Source organism: Buttiauxella sp. 3AFRM03 (genome assembly GCF_003675305.1).
GTDB lineage: Bacteria > Pseudomonadota > Gammaproteobacteria > Enterobacterales > Enterobacteriaceae > Buttiauxella > Buttiauxella ferragutiae.
Genome location: NZ_CP033076.1, coordinates 1,449,705 through 1,470,442 on the forward strand (window position 1 = coordinate 1,449,705; position 20,738 = coordinate 1,470,442).

At 47.9% G+C, this 20,738-nt stretch carries 17 protein-coding genes; 8 read left to right on the top strand and 9 right to left on the bottom strand.

Features of this window, described 5'->3' with window-relative positions; translation table 11 throughout:
* Nucleotides 1–4: 4 nt before the first annotated feature.
* From mgtE to D8682_RS08405, 6 genes are all read right to left on the bottom strand, one after another.
* On the bottom strand, nucleotides 5–1,447 hold the full coding sequence (gene mgtE, locus D8682_RS08380; RefSeq protein ID WP_121814023.1) for a magnesium transporter: 1,443 nt from the start codon (nucleotides 1,445–1,447) through the stop codon (nucleotides 5–7).
* 91 nt (nucleotides 1,448–1,538) lie between these two features.
* Entirely contained in the window at nucleotides 1,539–3,185 is a 1,647-nt protein-coding gene (locus tag D8682_RS08385) for a multidrug ABC transporter permease/ATP-binding protein (RefSeq protein WP_121814024.1), read from the bottom strand.
* 83 nt (nucleotides 3,186–3,268) lie between these two features.
* Complete coding sequence (alkB, locus tag D8682_RS08390; protein WP_121814025.1) at nucleotides 3,269–3,910, bottom strand: DNA oxidative demethylase AlkB; 642 nt, start codon at nucleotides 3,908–3,910, stop codon at nucleotides 3,269–3,271.
* Nucleotides 3,910–4,980, bottom strand: a complete 1,071-nt coding sequence (gene ada / locus D8682_RS08395; RefSeq protein ID WP_121814026.1) for a bifunctional DNA-binding transcriptional regulator/O6-methylguanine-DNA methyltransferase Ada — start codon at nucleotides 4,978–4,980, stop codon at nucleotides 3,910–3,912. The genes alkB and ada overlap by 1 nt, the downstream gene beginning before the upstream one ends.
* A gap of 81 nt (nucleotides 4,981–5,061) precedes the next feature.
* Nucleotides 5,062–6,102 (bottom strand): FAD:protein FMN transferase ApbE, encoded by a 1,041-nt coding sequence (gene apbE, locus D8682_RS08400; protein WP_121814027.1) that lies wholly within the window; start codon nucleotides 6,100–6,102, stop codon nucleotides 5,062–5,064.
* Nucleotides 6,103–6,241: 139 nt separating this feature from the next.
* Nucleotides 6,242–7,372, bottom strand: coding sequence for a porin OmpC (locus D8682_RS08405; protein WP_121814028.1), 1,131 nt, complete (start codon nucleotides 7,370–7,372; stop codon nucleotides 6,242–6,244).
* Between the two features lie 891 nt (nucleotides 7,373–8,263).
* On the opposite strand from D8682_RS08405, the gene rcsD reads away from it, so the two are divergent.
* The 8 genes from rcsD to D8682_RS08445 all read left to right on the top strand — a co-directional run bounded on the left by rcsD (nucleotide 8,264) and on the right by D8682_RS08445 (nucleotide 18,241).
* The gene (rcsD, locus tag D8682_RS08410) at nucleotides 8,264–10,897 is read left to right on the top strand and encodes a phosphotransferase RcsD (protein ID WP_370090831.1); all 2,634 of its coding nucleotides are present in this window, start codon (nucleotides 8,264–8,266) and stop codon (nucleotides 10,895–10,897) included.
* A 511-nt stretch (nucleotides 10,898–11,408) separates the two neighbouring features.
* On the top strand, nucleotides 11,409–13,163 hold the full coding sequence (locus D8682_RS08415) for a tetratricopeptide repeat protein (protein WP_121814030.1): 1,755 nt from the start codon (nucleotides 11,409–11,411) through the stop codon (nucleotides 13,161–13,163).
* A gap of 510 nt (nucleotides 13,164–13,673) precedes the next feature.
* Entirely contained in the window at nucleotides 13,674–14,147 is a 474-nt protein-coding gene (locus D8682_RS08420) for a YegJ family protein (RefSeq protein WP_121814031.1), read from the top strand.
* A 470-nt stretch (nucleotides 14,148–14,617) separates the two neighbouring features.
* Nucleotides 14,618–15,037, top strand: coding sequence for a hypothetical protein (locus D8682_RS08425; protein WP_121814032.1), 420 nt, complete (start codon nucleotides 14,618–14,620; stop codon nucleotides 15,035–15,037).
* 287 nt (nucleotides 15,038–15,324) lie between these two features.
* Complete coding sequence (locus D8682_RS08430; protein WP_121814033.1) at nucleotides 15,325–15,888, top strand: DUF805 domain-containing protein; 564 nt, start codon at nucleotides 15,325–15,327, stop codon at nucleotides 15,886–15,888.
* A gap of 65 nt (nucleotides 15,889–15,953) precedes the next feature.
* A complete protein-coding gene (locus D8682_RS08435; protein ID WP_121814034.1) occupies nucleotides 15,954–16,652 on the top strand; it encodes a hypothetical protein in 699 nt (232 codons plus the stop codon).
* Nucleotides 16,653–16,778: 126 nt separating this feature from the next.
* Nucleotides 16,779–17,297 carry a DUF805 domain-containing protein gene (locus D8682_RS08440; RefSeq protein ID WP_121814035.1) on the top strand — a complete coding sequence of 173 codons (519 nt, stop codon included), beginning with the start codon at nucleotides 16,779–16,781 and terminating at the stop codon, nucleotides 17,295–17,297.
* A gap of 65 nt (nucleotides 17,298–17,362) precedes the next feature.
* Complete coding sequence (locus D8682_RS08445) at nucleotides 17,363–18,241, top strand: leucine-rich repeat domain-containing protein (RefSeq protein WP_121814036.1); 879 nt, start codon at nucleotides 17,363–17,365, stop codon at nucleotides 18,239–18,241.
* A gap of 277 nt (nucleotides 18,242–18,518) precedes the next feature.
* On the opposite strand, the gene D8682_RS26720 is transcribed toward D8682_RS08445, so the two are convergent.
* From D8682_RS26720 to D8682_RS08455, 3 genes are all read right to left on the bottom strand, one after another.
* The gene (locus tag D8682_RS26720) at nucleotides 18,519–18,695 is read right to left on the bottom strand and encodes a hypothetical protein (RefSeq protein ID WP_162302999.1); all 177 of its coding nucleotides are present in this window, start codon (nucleotides 18,693–18,695) and stop codon (nucleotides 18,519–18,521) included.
* A gap of 286 nt (nucleotides 18,696–18,981) precedes the next feature.
* Nucleotides 18,982–19,281, bottom strand: coding sequence for a hypothetical protein (locus D8682_RS08450; protein ID WP_121814037.1), 300 nt, complete (start codon nucleotides 19,279–19,281; stop codon nucleotides 18,982–18,984).
* A gap of 270 nt (nucleotides 19,282–19,551) precedes the next feature.
* A protein-coding gene (locus D8682_RS08455) for an IS3 family transposase (protein WP_370090864.1) occupies nucleotides 19,552–20,726 on the bottom strand; the annotation gives its coding sequence in 2 pieces (ribosomal slippage) (nucleotides 19,552–20,474 and nucleotides 20,474–20,726; 1,176 coding nt in all).
* Between the last annotated feature and the right edge of the window lie 12 nt (nucleotides 20,727–20,738).

Here is a 20,738-nt window from a genome sequence, read left to right on the forward strand (position 1 = left end):
GCGTTTAAAGTAGAAAGATTGTCGCAAGCCCAAGGAAAATAAAGAAGCCTCCGGTGTCGGTGATAGCGGTAATCAACACACTCGAACCGACTGCCGGATCTTTTCCCAACCGCATCATAATCATCGGGATCAGCACGCCCATCAGCGATGCCACCAATAAATTGAGCACCATCGCCAGCGTCATCACGCCGCCTAACGCGAGGTCGTCGTAGAGTAGCCAGGTGACACAACCCATCACGCCACCCCAGATGATGCCGTTGAACAGCGCGACGCCCAGTTCACGCAGCACCAGGAACGAAAAGTTACCCGGCTGAATATGTTGTAGCGCTAATGCGCGCACAATCATGGTGATAGTCTGGTTTCCGGTATTCCCGCCGATACCCGCGACAATCGGCATTAGTGATGCCAGTGCCACCAGTTGCGAGATAGTATGTTCAAACAGGCCGATAACGCGTGAAGCAACAAACGCGGTGCACAAGTTAATCGCAAGCCACGCCCAACGTGCTTTGACTGCTTTGCTGACTGGAGCAAAAACATCTTCTTCAGCACTCAAGCCACCCATGCGGCGCAAATCGTTATCGGTTTCTTCATAAACCACATCAACGATTTCATCGATGGTCAAACGGCCAATCAGTTTACCGCTGCTGTCGATAACTGCCGCACTGATTAAGTCATCACGTTCGAAGGTTCGCGCCGCAGCCTCATCATCATCCTCGGGGGCAAAACAGGTGGGATTATCGTCCATCACGTTAAGCACCAACGTTTGCGGCGCGTGCAGCAAAATGGTGGTTAGCCCCAATTCCCCGAGCAGCGTTTTATCACGCGTGGTAACAAAAACTTTATCGGTGTTTTGCGGCACTTTTCCGCGTAGGCGTAGAAAGCGTTGCACCACCGCCAGCGTGACATCAGCACGCACGGTGATCACTTCGAAATCCATGATCGCGCCAACACTGTGTTTTTCGTAGTGCAGGACTTGCCTGACGCGAGCCCGTTCCTCTTGCGGCAGAGTGGCCAGCAAGCGCCCCATCAGATCACGAGGCAAATATTGTGCAAGATAGATTTGGTCGTCGATATCCAGTGGGCGAATAATATTCAATAAAGCTTTATCGCTCATGCCTTCGATCAAGTCGTCCCAGACGGTTTCGGAGGCTTCGATCAGTACTTTGCCGCGTTCATCATCTTTGACCAGGCTCCACAACGCATGGCGCTCTTCGCTGGGAAGTGCTTCCAGTACGTCGGCCAGATCGGCGGCGGGCAGTCTTGCTACCAGCTTGACGACTTCGGCAATATCTTGCTCTGGGGTATGGACATCTGGTTGCGGAAACTTGCCGAGAATACCGGTGGCAACCGCTTTGTTGGTTAACAGAATCTGGAGGATTCGCGCTCGATCTTGCGCACGCTGTTTAGTGCTGTACTTGTTAGTGCTGAGCTTACGAGTGACAGACATCTGGCGGTTTTCCCTAATTGCGACGTGCTAAGTTATAGTCCTTTCAGGCGCATAAAACAAAAAACCAGCCGATTAAGGCTGGTTTTATTGATCAAATCTCGGTTCGGGCGACCGCATCTCGCGAAGCATGCTCGCGTTCATGTCCGGTTAATTCACTGAGTTGCCCCTGGCGCATTTCCAGCAACCGATCGGCATGAACAAAGTAGTGATCGTCATGGCTGATGGCAAAAATGGTTTTCCCCATTTGCTGCATTAGCGGCAACAGCACCTGATAAAACTCACGGCGGAAATGCGGATCCTGGTCGGCGGCCCATTCATCCAGCAAAATGATATCGCGTTCTTCTGCCAGCGCCAGCAGCAACGCGACACGTTTGCGCTGCCCTTTCGAGAGTTTCAGATTCAGGATGGTGCCGTTTTCCAGCTCGAGCTTTTCACTCATTTTCAGGCGTTCAAGCCAGCTTGAAACTAATGCTGAGTTGGCTTGCTTACCCTGCGGGCCAAGCAGACGGTCAAACAGCCAGACATCGGTAAACACCGCAGAAAACAGTTTGCGGTAGTCGTCCTGATTACTGGCATCAATCTTTTTGCCATCCAGATAGATTGCGCCGGACACCGGCTGATAAAGCCCGGTCAGCAGCATTGCCAGCGTCGATTTCCCGCTACCGTTTCCGCCAATCAGGAACAGCAGTTCGCCACGTTTAATGGTGAGATTGAGCGGCCCAACGCAGAAGGTGTTATCGGCATACTGGAACACAACATCACGCATCTCAAGGGTTTGCCAGTCTGCCGGTTCTTTGCTGCGCGGAAATTTAGCATCGTATGGCGCAAGCTTGAATTGGTTCAGTTTGTTGAACGCTACCTGCGCGGTCAGTAACGTAGGTAAAGCACCAATCGCCGACAACATTGGCGTGCGCAGAAACAGCAGAGTAAGAGAAAAAGTGGCCGCAATATTGGTGTCAGACCAGCCAAGGCTATTTGCCATCCAGAACACCAGGCCAATGACACCGAGCATCATAATGTTCGACCAGTTTACCGCGCTTAAATGGAAGGTATCCGCGCGAATAATATGGCGACGGTAGTCGCTGGCATGAGGAATATAGGTATCCTCAAAGACACGCTCTGCACGTTCACGGTTTAACGCCAACTCCTTGCGGCCTTCGATAACGGTCTGGTAATCGTTGTACAGCTGGTCTTCAATTTCACGCAGTTGCGCCAAATGTTTGTAAACCCGCGCCACCAGCACATAGCCGCCATAGACGGTTATCGCGACCCAAATAGCGGTCACACCAAGCATTTTTGGCGACAACCACGCCAGATAAGCCGCTGAACCCAGAGTCAAAATAATGCCCTGCACCAGCTCAGGTAAGCGCACAAAAGCAATGGTAATATTACGCACATCGCTGGTTAATCCGGCTAGTAGCGCGGCGCTGCCGAGTTTTTCGATACGTTCAACATGGGTGTCCATCAGGCGCTTAATAAACTCGCTACGCAGACGGAAGACAAAGTGGTGGCCAAGTGTGGTGAGTGCCCATTGTGAGCCGAGCGTCACCGCCATTAACAGCAGTAACAGGCCAAGAAATTCGGGTAATACCGAAAGAGAAATATCCGGCGTTTCAATCAGCCGCAGATTGATAAAAGCGATCAAACCAATACCTAACGCCGCGCTGAGCAGGCTTAATGCCATCACCATCAAAAAAGGCCAGCGATACTGCCGGTAAACCACACGCAAAAGTTCCATCACTCACTACCCAAAATCGAAAACAGCGAGCAGTTTAAACGGCAATTTCGCCACAGCAAGAATAATTCTTATTTATATTCGTGTTAACGAGTGTGGCGGAAGGTCAGATTGAAGCGGTACTCGCCGGTCGCTGGATGATGCGCAGGTTTGAGCGGTAAAATTCCGTGATAAAACAGCCGTGAAGGCCCGCCCCACACCACCACATCACCGTGTTCGAGCATCACTCTGGTCAGTGGGTCATTACGTTTAAGGCCGCCAAACTGAAACACCGCGGGCAACCCAAGCGATACCGAGACTATCGGTTGTTGCAGGTTAAGTTCGTCTTTGTCCTGATGCAGCGACAGTTTTGCACCCGGCGCATAACGGTTAATCAAACAGGCATCGGGTGCAAAGTCGTGATATCCGGCAGCCTTAGACGCCGCATCAGATAACTGACGAAATAGATTCGGCATTGCCGGCCACGGTTGTGAGGTCAGCGGGTCAACCGGCGAGTAAAGATAACCGTGAGCGTCGGTTGTCCAGCCGACTTCCCCGCAGTTGGTCATCGCTACCGACATCGTGTAACCGCCGGGTGTGACCATCTGACGAAAAGGTGAAACCGCGGCGAGCGCCGATATTTGCGCGATAAGTAGCTGCGCGTCTGCACAGGCAAAGCGGCGCAAAATCACCGCGCCTTCCGCCAGCGGCTCCTGCCAGGGCGCTTCATCGGCAAATAAATCGAGCATCACTCCTCCTGCTGTTCGGCTTCAATTTCAAGCAACTGGCGTTTACGCTCCACACCCCAGCGGTAGCCCGAAAGCGCACCGTCGTTTCGCACCACACGGTGACAGGGAATAACCACCGCCAATTTGTTTGCGGCGCAAGCGCCTGCCACGGCACGAATGGCCTGCGGTTTGCCAATACGCAGGGCAATATCGCGATAGCTCGCCGTCTGCCCAGCGGGAATGTCGCGCAGCGCCTGCCATACCAGCTGCTGAAAGGCGGTTCCCTGAATATCGAGCGGCAGGGAAATGGGTTGGCCGGGATGCTCCAGCAAGTTGACGACCTGTGCCACCCGCGCCGCAAAGTACGCGTCACCCACCATTAAAGAAGAATGCGGGAACAACGTTTCCAGTTCCTGAATCAAACGTTGCGCATCGCTACCTAACAGTATGGCGCAAATCCCCCGCTCACTTTGTGCCACGAGGAATTCCCCTAACCGGCAAGTCCCGACCACAAACTGGATTTCTGCGCGTTCCCCGCCCTGACGAAACTGCTTCGCGGTCATCCCCAACACCTCGTCAGCTTGCTGATAATAGTTACTGCCCGATTGATAACCGGCATCGAAAACAGCCCGCGTAACAGGCTCACCTTGCGTGAGTTGTTCGCGCAGGCGTTTGGCACGTAGCGCTTTTTGCCAGCCATGGGGCGTTAACCCAGTGACTTGTTTGAATAGCCGATGAAAATGAAATGGGCTCATGGCAACACGGCTAGCCAGTTCAGCCAGCGCTATAGGTTGATTGCTGGTTTCCAGAATGCGGCAAGCCTGGGTGATGCGGTCAATTCGTTGTTGCTCAGGGGCAAGTTTGTCTGGCTGGCAGCGTTTGCACGGGCGAAAACCGGCGTTTACCGCTTGCCCGACATTTTCAAAAAATACGACATTTTTGCGTAACGCATGGCGGGCGCTGCATGAAGGACGGCAACAAACCCCGGTAGTTTTTACCGCAAAAACAAACTGCCCGTCAGCACGGTGATCACGGGTTTCCACAGCCTGCCAGCGGCTTTCATCATTGGCATTGTCAAAAAATGGTTTCATGACTGGATCCTGTCTTTTGCTGTCATGGGATGATTTTGGCAGCTTTACCGGGGTGAAAAACCCGCAATCTTGCTTTCTATTTTACTCGCTCAGTAAGAACGTCTTAAATTGCGGCGACATCCACGTCGTAAAACTATCGCCTTCTTTAGTAATCAAATAGACCGCCAATCCCTCTTTCTGAGCGACCTGTTTGGCTTTTTCAGTGCCGAGAACCATCAGGCCAGTATCCCAACCATCAGCTTCCATAGCCGTGGGTGCTATCACGGTTGCGGAGACTAATTTGTGTTGAATCGGTTGCCCTGTTTGCGGATCTATAACATGCGAAAGGCGTTTGCCATCCAGTTCGTAGTAATTACGATAACTACCTGAGGTGCTTATGCCATGACCATTGAGATCAACCACAGCCTGCACGGCATTTTCACGATCGGTGGGTTTCTGAATCGCCACGCGCCAGGCTTTACCGTCAGCATTAGTCCCCCGCGTCACAACTGCCCCACCAACGGAAACCAGATAGCGGCTGATGCCGTTTTGTTCCATTAAGCGGGCCAGATGATCGGCCGCGTAACCTTCGCCCATTGTTGAAAGATCAACATACAAACCGGGAAGATCTTTTTGTAACCACTGTTTCCCCACCTGGTTGATCACCGTCAGATGGTGTAAACCGGTCAATGCTTTGGCAGCATCAATTTGCGCCTGGTTGGGGGTTTTGACCGGCTGTTTATCCGGGCCAAATCCCCACAGGTTGACCAGCGGCCCAACGGTAATGTCCATCGCACCGTTAGTTTTCGCACCAATGCGTAGAGCCAGCGTCACGATATCGCTCATTGCTTCATCAACAGCATAAGGCTCAGTCGAACGGGATTGGTTGAAGCGCGATAATGCAGAATCTGACTTATAGGTCGACATCAAACGATCGTCGCCGTCTAGTTGTGCCTGAATTATTTCACGCAGCTCTACCTGCCGTGCATCGTCCACACCAGCAAGGCTTGCACGCCAATACGTGCCCATGGTTTTACCTTCCAGCACCATGCCGCTGTTGCCTTTTGCCGTTGGGTTATCACAACCCGCTAACGCGCCCAAAACTATGGCAAACAGGCCATAGCGTAATAAACGTAAATCCATTGTTTCTCTCTCCTGTTTGAGCGCAAAAGGGTACACCAACTGGCAAACAATGTGGTGAAAAGTGCAGAGTTGTTGAGAGTCCAGACGTAAAAAAGGCGCCCTAAGGCGCCTTTTAGCACTAACACTGCAAAAGCAGGAATTAGAACTGGTAAACCAGACCAACACCTACGATGTCATCAGTGGCGGTACCAGATGCACGAGTGAACTCGTTTTCGTCCAGCAGGTTGATTTTGTAATCAACATAGGTGGACATGTTTTTGTTGAAGTAGTAAGTCGCACCGATATCAACATATTTCAACAGGTCCTGGTCACCGTAGTTGGTGGTACCGTTGTTGATGTTCTTACCTTTAGATTGCAGGTAAGCGATGGATGGACGCAGACCGAAGTCGAACTGGTACTGTGCAACCACTTCGAAGTTTTTAGCTTCATCAGCATAACCGTAAGCTGCGGACTCAGAGTCACCGCCGAAACGAGTTGCGTTGTAAGTCTGGGTGTACTGAGCGGCCAGGTAGATGTTGTTCGCATCATATTTCAGAGCGCCGCTGTAAGTCTCAGCGCGCTCGCCGTGACCATAAATGTCGGCAGTACCAGCGCTTTCACCGTTCTGGTCAGCTGTACGCTTGGAAGAGGACATCGCTGCACCAACACCGAAACCTTCACCCAGATCGTAAGTTACGGACATACCGTAAGCATCACCGTTCTGTTTCAGAACGCTACGGCCACCGAAGTCTTCGCCAGAAACGCTGCCGTTTTTACCCTGGTACTGCAGAGCAAAGTTCAGGCCATCAACCAGACCGAAGAAGTCGCTGTTACGGTAAGTTGCAACACCGTTAGCACGGGATTGCAGGAAGTTATCAGAACCGTAGGTGTCGCCGCCAAATTCTGGCAGAACGTCGGTCCAGGATGTTACGTCGTAAACGACGCCGTAGTTACGACCATAGTCGAAAGAACCGTAGTCACTAACACGCACACCAGCGAACGCCAGACGAGTCCATGCGTTGTTTTCACTTTCAGTGGTGTTGCCATTAATCTGGTATTCCCACTGGCCGTAACCGGTCAGTTGGTCATTAACCTGAGTTTCACCTTTGAAACCGATACGCATATAGGTCTTGTCGCCGTCATCGCCAGCGTTGTCGGAAAAGTAATGTAAGCCATCTACTTTGCCGTACAGATCTAATTTGTTGCCGTCTTTGTTGTAAATTTCAGCCGCCTGAGCGGTGCCTGCTACCAGCAATGCTGGAATCAGGAGGGACAGTGCTTTAACTTTCATGTTATTAACCCTCTGTTATAGGTGTTATATGCCTTTTTATATGCCACTGCTTACTGATTAATTTACTAATCAGTCGGCTAACCCATTGTGTAAAACAAATACAGATTAATCCAATCCGAATATGATACTAAAACACTATAGATGTTTCATTTATCCACATAGATGTTGCAAAATGTAAGTATGAGGGAACTTTTTTTCGCACAAAAAGACAATGATATAAGCACTAATTATCAAAAAAAATAAAATATACATAAAAAATCAACAACATAAACAACAAACACGTTCTTAGCACTGAATGTTAAAACATAGCCATGATTTATATATAAAATACATCCCGCTATCATCATTAACTTTATTTATTACCGTCATTCAGCTTTGAATGTCTGTTTAATACCTATTTTGGACCGGGTGCTTGCATCCGGTTTTTTTTACGCTTCTTTACGTAACTTTAATCATTTTGTGCTACCCCCTTCAAAAAGTAACAACTATTAATAAATCCTTCATTTTTTGGCCTAAAATCATACAAGCGAAGCGGGAATATTCTTCTAAAAATAATCCCGACAAACAATCGTTTCAGAAAAAATAGTTGTACTACCTAAATTACTTTGTACAAAAATAGCCCACCTTGTTGCTTAAAATATCCACCTTTTAATGTCGTTATTTTGGCGAATTATCAACAACCTGGAAATGCGGCGATTTCGAATTATACTCGTTGAGTTTTGACAGACAGACGATGACGCCAACGCTGGTTGCAGGTATTCTTACCCAGGGCGCGTTGGTTATCTTACTAACAGCTTTTAACGCCTGCCTGCTAGCCTTGCAGAGCAGAGGATATTTTTAAGTGGCGAATGCTCGCCGGGTTGCGCGCTAACAATGAGTCAGTCAGACAGTATGATCCCTAATAAATTTTCGCTTATCCCCGGCAATATCACGCGCTTCTTTCTGCTATTGATTGTCGTGCTGCTGGTCACCATGGGTGTCATGGTGCAAAGCGCCGTCAACACCTGGCTGAAAGATAAGAGCTATCAGATTGTCGATATCACTCATGCGCTACATAAAAGGGTTGATGTTTACCGTTACGCGACCTGGCAAATTTACGACAACATTGCGGTCTCCACTTCCCCTGCCAGTGACGGTCTGCAAGAAACCCGCCTGCGCCAGGATGTTTACTATTTAGATAAGCCGCGCAGTAAAACTGAAGCCCTGATTTTTGGCTCTCACGACAGTACAACACTGGATACGACACAACGTATCTCGACTTACCTCGATACGTTATGGGGTGCCGAAACCAGCCCCTGGTCGATGTACTATTTAAACGGCCAGGATAACAGCATGATTCTGGTCTCAACCTTGCCACTAAAAGACCTCTCCACAGGCCTTAAAGACAGTGGCGTCAGTTCCATTGTTGATTCCCGCCGCGCTGAAATGCTCCAGCAGGCAAACGCCCTGGACGAACGCGAAAGCTTTTCTCTGCTGCGTACTTTGGCCTGGCAAAACGGACACTACTTTACGCTGCGTACTACCTTTAATCAGCCGGGCCATTTGGCCACTGTCGTGGCATTTGATTTACCGATTAATGATTTGATTCCGCCGACCTTGCCGTTGGATAACTTCCGTCTGGAAAATAACGATGCGCAGAAGCCGATTAACAGCGCGCAAAAAGATGGCCCAGATAGCGTCACCATTAATTTTAATGGTGCCAAAATTGACATAGCCTCCCCTCTCGCCACCACTAATCTGCGCCTGGTTTGGCAAGTATCGCTCGGCACTTTGCTGATGGACACTTTGCAAAATATTTTATTCCCGCTGCTGCTCAATATTGGTCTGCTGGCGCTGTTCGGTTTCACTACCTTCCGCCAACATACGGCGCGCCCTGCCGAAGTTCAAAGTGGCAATGCCGAATTACAAACTTTGCGTGCATTAAATGAAGAGATTGTTGCGCAGTTGCCGCTTGGCCTGTTAGTGCATGACCTGGACTCAAACCGCACCGTTATCAGCAATAAAATTGCCGACCACCTGCTGCCGCATCTGAATCTGCAAAATATTATTGCGATGGCCGATCAGCATCAGGGCGTGATTCAGGCAACCATCAATAATGAACTGTATGAAATACGCCAGTTCCGCAGCCAGATTGCCCCACGCACGCAAATCTTTGTGATTCGCGATCAGGATCGTGAAATCCTCGTCAATAAAAAGCTTAAACAAGCTCAACGTCTGTATGAGAAAAATCAGCAGGGACGGATAACGTTCATGCAGCATATTGGCGAAGCGCTACAGCAACCGGTGAAGCATATCGCCGAGCAAGTGAGTGTACTAAATGCGCCAGAAGCGGGTGGTATCGCCAATGAAGCGCAAAGTATTGTGCGTCTGGTCGATGAGATTCAGCTGCTTAATACGCTGGAGTCTGACGCCTGGAAAACCCATGCGACACAATTCGCCATTCAGCCATTGATTGATGAAGTCGCGTTGGAAATGCTGCCGATTATCAAACGCAAAGGCCTGCAGTTGCTTATCAACAACCAGTTAGCTGCAGATGAAGAGCGCCACGGTGACCGGGAAGCACTGCGCAAAGTGCTACTCCTGTTGCTGCACTATTCTGTCACCACGACGCAGATTGGCAAAATTACTCTGGATATCACGCAAGAAGAGTCCGGCACTGACCGTTTGTTATTCCGTATTCTGGATACCGGCGAAGGGATTAGCAGCGGTGAAGTCGACAATCTCCACTTCCCTTTCCTGAACGAAACCAGTGAAGATCGTTACGGGCGCGCGAATGGGTTAACCTTCTATTTGTGCGATCAACTGTCACGCAAATTGGGCGGGCATTTGAATATCAAAACCCGCGAAGAGATTGGTACCCGCTACAATCTGCATATAAAGATGACCGCAGAACCGCAGCATGAAGAGCAAGAAGAGAAATTGCTTGATGATGTGGTGGCGATGATTGATATCACCTCAAATGAAGTACGGAATATCGTCACGCGTCTGCTGGAAAACTGGGGTGCACAATGCGTCACCCCAGATGAAAGACTAGCAAGTCAAGAGTTTGATATATTCCTGACAGATAATCCGTCTAATCTTACATCTTCGGGTTTGCTTTTAAGCGATGATGAGAACGGAATGCGTAAACTCGGCCCAGGTCAGTTCCGGGTTAATTTTAATATCAGCAATGCGATGCAGGATGCAGTGCTACAACTGATAGAAGAACAACTGGCGCAGGAAGGCATTTCTGAGTCACCGTTAGGCGGCGATGAAAATGCGCAGCTTCATGCCAGCGGTTATTACGCGCTGTTTGTTGACACAGTACCGGAAGATGTTAGGAGATTGTATACTGAATCTGCAGCGCACGATTTTGTGGCGTTAGCGCAGACAGCTCACCGCTTGAAAGGGGTGTTTGCAATGCTCAACCTGGTACACGGCAAACAGTTATGTGAAACGTTAGAGCATCACATTCGTGAAAGTGATGCTGCCAACATACAAAAATACACCAGCGATATTGACGCTTACGTCAAGAGTTTGCTGTAGCAAGGTAGCCTATTACATGAACAGTATGAACGTGTAATTTTAAAAATCGGTAAATATCGTCCAGGAGAGCATGAAATAAGGGTTTGTTCATGTTGGACATAAACTGAATTAACGAACTTTAATGAACTTTGATAGGGGTCTATGCCCCACTGGTGCCCCAAAGTAATTTACCTCCAGGCCTTGCGTGGCAAGCCTTAGAGCGTCATACCAATTTATTTTTTCTCCAAGCCCCCAATAAAATCACAAATGCGCATTTCTGCGTATCTCACACCAGTCTGAATACATACCCCCATACATCATATGAAAATGCTGCGATCGCCATCCTTGGCACACAATCCTGATCATCACTGTGGCAGGCTCACGTGTACCATTTTTCGCATGCATCCCCCTGCGGATACCTGATGCCATATTTAATTTAAGACGAAATAAAGCCCATTCTCTTTTTATGCTTTTTGTAGAATCGGCAGCTGTGGTTTCTACTTTTTCGTTTCATTAACTATCAGGTTCCAACATGACCACGAATGAATTACAGCAAACCCATGAGTTGATTGAATCTGAAATTAATATCCGGGATGACTCAGCTCTTTCACAACATATCCAGCTGGTTTCGCACCTGGAGCAGCAAGAAGATCCTGCTGTTCAACCCCTGATAGCGAAGACCCTGCTTAAGCTTGCCAGATGGTTCGATGGCAAAGGTCAGCCTGAGCAGGAAATAGCCCAGTATCAAGCCCTGATAGCGCACTTTGAGCATTCACCGGATGTCTCCATGCACGGATTTGTTGCCCGGGCGATGTTCAACCTGGCTCTTACTTATGATGAGCTGGGATGGGAGAAGAAGACGTATGCTCAATATCAAATATTGATTGAACGTTTTGAGAGGTCACCAGATCCTGATGCACAAGCAATGGTCACTAAAGCCCTGTGCAATATGGTTGGTGGCTTTGGAGAATATGATTACGTTCAGCAAAAAATGACCGGGTGTCGGAATTTCATCCAGCGTTTCGAACACTCAGCAGACAAAGCGGAGCAGACGCTGGTTGCACACGCCATGTTTACCATGGCCTTTTGCAGCTATATACAGGATCAGGAAGAGCAGGAAATGGCTTATTACCACTCTTTGCTCAGATATCACCAGGATTCAGTGGATGTGACCCTCCAGCGGCTGGTTGCAAAGAGCATGTTCAATTTAGCGACAAGGCTTGAATTTCAACAATTCCCCGATAAAAAAATGGCCCAGTACCAGGCTGTAGTCGAACGCTTTAAGGACTCAACGGACCCGGTCATTCAAGGTCGTGTTACCGCCGCCCTTCTTGGTTTAAGCTTTTGGTACGATTTTCAGGGCATGCCTGAGCCAGAAATAGTTCAGTACCAGACATTGATTCAACGTTTCAGTGGTTCAGCAGATGCGGACGTCCAGGTGGATGTTGCGGAGGCTATGCGCAGCCTGGCACTCACCTATGACACTCAGGGGCAGCCGGAGCTAGAAACAGAACAGCTGCGCGCACTAATCGCGCGTTTTCAGGATTCAGCGATCCGAGGCGTTCAGGCACAGGTTGCGAAGGCCATGCTCCACCTGACACGTATCTATGACGCTCAGGGGCTGCCAGAGCAGGAAACAGAGCTGCTATGCACATTGATTGAACGTTTTCAGAATTCAGCGAACAAAGACATTGAGATTAGTGTTGCACAGGCCATGCTCAACCTTGCATGTACTTATGATGCCCAAGGGCTAACGGAGCAGGAAACAGAACAACTGCGCTCGCTGATTGCACGTTTTCAAGATTCAGAGTTCGGAGGTGTACAGGTTCAGGTTGCAAAGGCTATGTACAACCTGGCATGCACCTATCGTACTCAGAAGTTGCCGGAACAGCAAAAAGAGCAACTGCACACGCTGGTTGAACGCTTTGTGGATTCAGAACTCGAAGGTGTTCAGGTTCAGGTTGCACAGGCCATGCTCAGCCTGGCTAACTCCTATGATGCTCAGGGACTGCCGGAGCAGGAAATAGAACAATTGCGCTCATTGATTGCATATTTTCAGGATTCAGAGTTCGAAGGTATACAGGTTCAGGTTGCAACAGCCATGCACAATCTTGCACTGACCTACCACGATCAGGGTAAAACTGAATTGGGGACGGTGCAATATCGCTGTTTGATCGCACGTTTCCAGGACCTACAGGTTGATGAAATTCAAAAGTATGTCGATCACGCCAAATCGAACGTTTCAGGACCGATAAAATCATGGCTAAAAAAACTCTTTGGGTGGTAAGTCTCTCATGTCTGTACGGTGTGATGAGAAATAGCGTTGATTTTATGGGGTAATACAAACGGCTTAAGGCTTTTCGGAGCAAAGCCTGGTTCCTGGGCTTCATCCAGCATTAACTGGATGCTCACCTTTTCCGGATGGAGGCAGGATCCATTGCTGAGAGCCGCCCGATAAAGTCCATTTTTTCAGCCATCGTATCGGGTCAAAAAATCGATATCATTCGGATGCCATATTTAATTTAAGAATAAATAAAATCCATTAGCTTTGTATGCGCTTAGTAGAATTAACTTCTACTAAATAGCTGCACGGAATAGTGTTCCACTTTCGGTCAGCCCTTTCAGAGTAAAGCTTTTGGCTGTTTTCTCGGGCTGCCAGCACTGCATTGGGCCTAAGATGCATTACCACATGTTATGTGTCCGTAAACGGCAGATGTAGCGGCATTAGACGCAGCTATTTAGTCGTGAGCTGCTCCTCTTATATTTGATAATTAGGCAAAACTAAGGTATCTCAAAAATGAAGATTTTCCTGTTGTTTCTTCTCGCAGTTGTGGGAACCACTGCTGTTGCACAGCAACGCGATGATAACGAGATTGTGCTGGTCGAATCCGACGACCCAGAAATGGTTGCCGCAATTCGTACCGCTCGTGAAGGCCTGGATACATTCCTCAAACTCGCCTCAGCTCCGGCAGCCAATACGTCTGAGTACAGACTAAAGGTAATGGTACGAGACGGCGAGGATACCGAGCATTTCTGGGTAATGCCGTTTCAGCAAACTGCGACCGGATTCTCTGGTACTTTGGCGAATGACCCGGAGGTTATTACAAACGTTGAAGGGGGACAGGAGATTCAGTTTTCGCGTGACGATATCTCTGACTGGGGCTATGAGCGCGGCGGGCGGCAGGTAGGAAGCTATACCGTCTGTGCTTTATTCAAGAATATGTCGGCCGAGCAGGTCGACTACTACCGAAAGTATGGTTTTGACTGCTAAATCTATAGCCGCACCTAATACCGCTACACTTTTGCCAGCCCGTGTTTGCTTCCGGGAAACGGGCTAACAGTGATGTAGCATTAGCATAGCAGTCAGCCTGCAGGCATGATTTTTATCGTTCTGCATCAGGCATTGCTCTGTCCGGTTGGCGATTGCTCAGATCGCACAATCCGGGCTGAGTTCCCTTCAAGTGAGCTACTACTCCGTGCAGCTATTAAGTACAACTTTTATATGCAGGAAAATTTGTCTAATGTTTTTATAACAAATATGTCACCACACAATCAAAGGATTTGGCTGTGATTGAGTGATTCCACTTGAATAATGTTCAAATCACCACATTGCCAAAGAACATACGTATTGCCAGTGAAAGCCAGCCCTATTTAAGGCATTTCAGCTCAAAATGAGATTTATTCAACATAGATATCAATGATATAAAGTGAATCAACCTAAAAGCAGATAAGGAACCATCAATGATGTACGATAAAGCTAAATACCATTTTGAATCAGTTGAAGAAGAAGGTTTGGAGATAAGCCAAGCCTACGTTCACAGCGGTTTTTATTTCGGTTGGTTAATTGATAACAATTTAATGAGTGAGGAATTCGCTGAGGATTGTGCGCAAGAGATAGCCTTGTTTTTAAAAAGAGAAATCACGGCACCGAGGCTATTTGAAGAATTTGACGGTGTGTTAAGCGATCAGGAGTTATCAGAGCAGGGAAATTCATTTAGCCAAGATTATTTTGAAACTGGTAATTATTTCAATGACTACGGAGAATTCTTGTCTGATAGTTTAGCCAGTGAATTTCACGTCCAGGATAGTTGGGAAAACTACCAAATCTCCGCCGAATTTATATCTAAACGTTATCAGAAATGGCTAGCAGGACAGGGCTAAAAACTATTCGGAATAATAAGTTACTTTGAGGGAGCTCGGCATGGATTGTGTTATCTGAACAATAGCCAAGCAGGCTGGGCAATGCTGGACATAAACTGAATTGATAACTTTAGCAAAAAACAACTCCCACAGACCTAAAATAATTCGTCACCAAGCCTTGTGTACGAAGGCTACCTAGTTCGGATGTCATATTTAATTTAAAACGAAATTACATCCATTGTTTTTGTACGTGTTTAGTAAAATCAACCTCTACTGGTACAACGTTCATATGCAGGAAAATTTGTCTGATGTTTTTTATAACTAATGCGATCGACGGATACAGGAAAGTCTTTTGTTACAAGGGTGTGACCGTTCGTAAACCCTACTTCTTTTTTACTCTCTTTCAGTTTGTTTTTTTGGTGCTGCTTGATCTAATTTCAGATTTACTGGAAAGCTTTACCCTAGACCTTGATTACGACACTCTGTTCGGTTGTGTAGCCCTTCTCCTTATTTATCCTATTCTCCTTACCACTATTTCTGTCATTGTTTATTCATTTCTGGCTGGTTTATCCTTCACTGTCAGGCGATTCCATGATTTTGGTCTGAGTGGTTGGTGGGTAATCCCGTATATTGGTGTAACATTTGTGGCACTTGCAGTATTTACAATTCTTGCGGCCCTCGCACTCGGTATACTTAGTGATGATGAGCCTACTAGAGATATTGCTAATAAAGTCGCGTTTATAGTCTGCATATATGTAGCCAGTTTTGGCCTCAGTTTGCTAGCTGCACTACCGAAGTCAAAAATAGAAAACAATAAATACCGAACAGCTAATTCTATTTCCATTCCAGCTACCGATGAAGCCGTGAGCTAATTTATGGGCAGCAAAATACTGTTCACCGCCTTCATGCTTAAATGGCACTGATGTAGGAATAATATATGGCTTTCGATTTAATTAAGTATTTAACTGATAATGCCATTACGCATTCCATTTCAGAGCATGGCGCTATTAATATACCTGATGATCTTGATTTGGCAGATAACAAATATGTCACCGCGCTGCCAGAGAACTTGACCGTGGGTGGCAAACTCTGCCTGAGTGGAACTCACATCACAGAGCTACCAGAAAACTTGAAAGTGGGTGGCGATATCGGTCTGTACAGGACAAAAATAACCTCGCTGTCAGGGGGGCTGAGGGTGGGTCGAGATCTCGACCTGAGTGAGACTCAAATCACTACACTGCCAAGGAATTTGGTTGTGAACGGGAGGCTCAACCTGCGTGGCTCCCAAGTCACCATTCTGCCAGATGGACTGATGGTGGGTGACTGGCTAGACCTGTGTGATACCCAAATAACCATACTGCCTAACTACTTCACTTGCAGTTCCCTTTACCTTGATCCGGAACATTTCTCTAACGTAGTTTTCCGTAAAAATTGCGGAAATAACAACCGTACAATTTTCGCAGTCAGGGCAAATGAAACATTCTATATCGCGGCGGGTTATTTCTATGGACTGATAGAGCAATTCGAGGATGCCGTTGATCGCAAATACTCCGGTGAAACAGCCGAAGCCTACAAGCAAGCTGGTCGTGATTGCCTAGATGGACTGAAAGAGAAGCTAAGCACGAAGCCGCAATGATTGTGGCACTTCCCGCCCACTCCGGACGGGCTTTTAAATACCGGATGTAGAACGTTTGCAATTTAACTTGCAGTACTGTGAGCCAATCTCAACTGGTACTACTTTGATATACAGGAAATTTGTCTGATGTTTTTTATAAAAAATGCGATTGACGCCTATAAAAAGACCTTTTGTTACAAGGGTGTGGCAGGTCGTAAATCCTACATCCTTTTTGCGCTCTTTCAGTTTCTTTTTTTGGTGCTACTTAGGCTGATTACCTTCCTTGATTATGTAGCTATTATTGTTGGTTTACTTCCTCTCTTTGTATTTCTGGCTGGCTTAGCCATCACTGTCAGGCGATTTCATGATTTCGGTCTGAGTGGCTGGTGGGCAATATTGTATTTTGGTGTAACATTTGTAGTGCCTATAGTTCTTATAATATTTGTGATACTTGCATTTTTTAGCTTCACCGCAGATCTCGTTGATGGTAGCTATACGGCTGCTTATGTGGTCACTAGTAGTATAGTCAGGAGTACAATCGAAATATATGTGGTCTGTATTACCCTCAGTATGCTACTTGCACTACCGAAGTCAAAAATAGAAAACAATAAATACCGACCCGCTGATTCTATTTCCACTCCGGCTACCGATGAGGCCGTGAGCTAATTTATGGGCGGCGAAATACTATTCGCCGCCTTCATGCTTATATGGCGCTTACACAGGAACAATATATGACATTCAATTTAATTAAGTATTTAACAGAAAATTCAATTCCGCATTCCGTTTCAGAGAGTGGCGCTATTGATATACCTGGCGACCTTGATTTGTCAGATAATAAAGATGCCACCACGCTGCCGGATGATCTGACGGTAGGTGGCTCGGTCTACCTAAGAAGAACCCAAATTACCACTCTGCCGGAGTACCTGACTGTGGGTGGCGATCTCGACCTTCGCGAAACCCAAATCACCATTCTGCCAGATAACCTGATGGTAGGTGGATATCTTAACCTTGGTGGTGCCCAAATCGTTACTCTGCCAGAAAACCTAACAGTGGACGGCCATCTCAACCTTGGCGGTACCCAAATCGTTACTCTGCCAGAAAACCTAACAGTGGACGGCCATCTCAACCTTGGCGGTACCCAAATCACCACCCTGCCAAAAAGCCTGAAAGTGGGTGGAGGTCTCGACCTGGGCAGAAGCCAAACCACCAACCTGCCAGAAAATCTGAGAGTGGGTGGAAGTCTCGACCTTAGGTGTACCCAAATCACCACCCTACCAGAAAACCTGAGAGTGGGTGGAAGTCTCAACCTACGCGCTACCCAAATCATCACCCTGCCCGACTATTTCACTTGCAGATCCCTTTACCTTGATCCGGAAGGTTTCTCTAATGTCGCTTTTCGTAAAAATTGCGGGAATAACAACCGGACAATTTTCGCCGTCTGGACAGGTGAAATGTTCCATATCGCAGCAGGTCCTTTCTATGGACCAATAGAACAATTCGAAGATGCAGTTGACCAAAAATACTCAGGCGAAGCCGCAGAAGCATACAAGCAAGCTGGCCGTGATTGTATAAATGAGCTGAAAGAGAAGCTAAGCACCAGGCCGCAATGATTGCGACACTTCCCACCCACGACGGGTGGGATTATTGACTCGTATGCCGCGACCGGTCCATATTCCCCGGCGATGGCGTTTGCATAGATAGCGGGGCCGTGTGTTGTACTGTCTGCCGGTGATGCAGTGAACGGGAAGGATTTTCCGTTTACCGTGATAACACAGTCAATGGCGCGGTTGTCAGGCTTACTGTAACGGCAATCAGTGATGGTCATTGCGCTGCGCGTCATCGACATGGCGGAAGGACTATTTCCTTGCATCCAATAGTGGAGTGCAATCAGCGTTTCAGCTCCATGCTGACTGACATCCCTTTACCCGGGGAGAGTGAAAAGGCAATGTTATCGACAATCCAGGAGCGGTCAGCCTGTGGATCAAACCCTTCGGTGGTAACGCTGCTTTCTGGCGTCAATGCCAGCAGTTCAGGTGTAGCGGGCTGCGCAATTGACATGGACATGAGGTGTTCGGGCTTCGTCTTTGTCTGCCTGCCGTTTGCAGTGATACGGGCCTCAGTTTGTTGATGTGACCGAATGAGTTGCTCTGCTGCAGCCAGATTAGGTAGTGTGCGACCGGATGTCGTCGTGGGATCTCCGGAGCCGTATTTTAACTCTTTAGTCTCATTGGTTTCCGCATCGTTATATAGCACAACATACGTACCTTTATTACCGGCCGCTGCCGCAGATGGATCCTGGCTTTACTCCTGTGCGGAAACTGCCAGCTTGTCTTTCCATCCGGTGTAATGGTCACCGCAGGTAAGTCCTTACCACTTGCGCTCTTTCCTGAGCCCTGCACCATAAAGACCCAGTAACGCCCGTTGCTTTACTGATGGCATCATATTGCCGCGCCAGTTTTGCCAGGAATTCGGCATCGTTTTCATAGAACTGATCAAGATGCCCGGGCATCTGGTTGTTAAGCTCTGGGGAAATGCTGGATAAAAGTCCATTTTCCGCCGCAATAGTTCTGACAATCTCTCCAACACTGACATTATCCGTAAGCGTCGTTCCAGCTGCAAAATCGCGTCTGAATCGATCACCGATTCGCATCGCAGTCGATCATAATTTCGCATCGGGTCCGATCACGTTTTCGCATATATCGATCACCGATTCGCGTCAGTCCGATCACCCTGGGAATTAACTCTTTCTTACACGGTCTCCATTGCTGATTTTTTATGCCAATGGAGACATCGATGTCCAAAAAGAGAAAATCCAGGAGTTCTATGGAGACATGTTTTAAAATCCTTCAGCTCAAGTTCGGGCAGAATCTGACTCACCGTTGTATCGCGCTGACGCTGAATATCAGTCCATCTGTAGTGGTCAACAAAAACTGGCCACGGCTTTAGAGTTTTTCCAGAACAATCGTTCTGATTCATTCGGCGTCAGACCTCCATTATATTGATGAGGTCTGAGCTGGCTGTAATATCCCATGATGTAATTCGTTATCGCTGTGCTGGCTTCGCTAAAATTAGCGTACCCATTATCCGGAACCCACTCTGTTTTCAGGCTTCTGAAGAACCGTTCCATTGGACTATTATCCCAGCAATTTCCCCGGCGACTCAGGCTTTGCTTTATCTGATATCTCCACAGTAACTGTCTGAAATTCCTGCTGGTATAGTGACTTCCTTGATCCGAGTGATACAGTAAATTAGCCGGTTTTCCCCGTGCTTCCCTGGCCATCGACAGGGCTTTACCTGTCAGTGCTGAATCAGGGAAAAATGACATCGCCCAGCCAACCGGTTTACGGGAAAACAAATCGAGTACAACAGCCAGATAAGCCCAGCGTTTTCCCGTCCAGATATAAGTCACATCACCGCACCAGGCCTGATTAGGCTCGGTAACAGCAAACTGGCGATCCAGATAATTAGGGATCTCAATGTGTTCCTTAGACGCCATCTTATAACGATGGCCAGGTTGCTGACAGCTGATAATATTGAGTGCTTTCATCAGCTTTGTTGCCCGCCAGCGGCTCAGCTTTATACCTTTGGTGGTGACCATCGCGGCAATGCTTCGCGCTCCTGCTGAGCCGTTACTTTCGCGATAAACTTCGCGCACAAGGCTCAGTAATGCCACTCTCGTGGCGTCAGGCTTCCTGGGCTGCCGCCAGTATTTATAACTGCTGCGATGAACCCCAAACACGTTGCACACAACGGTAACAGGAAACCGCGCCCTGAGTTTCTCAACTAATGAGAATTGTTCAGGGAGTCTGACATCAAGAGCGCGGTAGCCTTTTTTAATATATCCCTTTCCATTTCAACGCGTTGAAGTCTTTTCTTCAACTCACGTATCTCAATCTGCTCAGGTGTCATGGGTGAAGCTATGGGTGATTTTCCCGCTCGCTCTTCTTTCAGTTGTCGAACCCATTTGTCCATCGTGGATTTGCCGACATTCATCGCAGTGGCAGCGACGGCAACGGTGTAGTGCTGATCGAGTACAAGCTGGGCAGCTTCGAGGCGAAACTCGGGGCTAAAATTGCGTCTGTTACGTCCGGTAATAATGTCACCTGT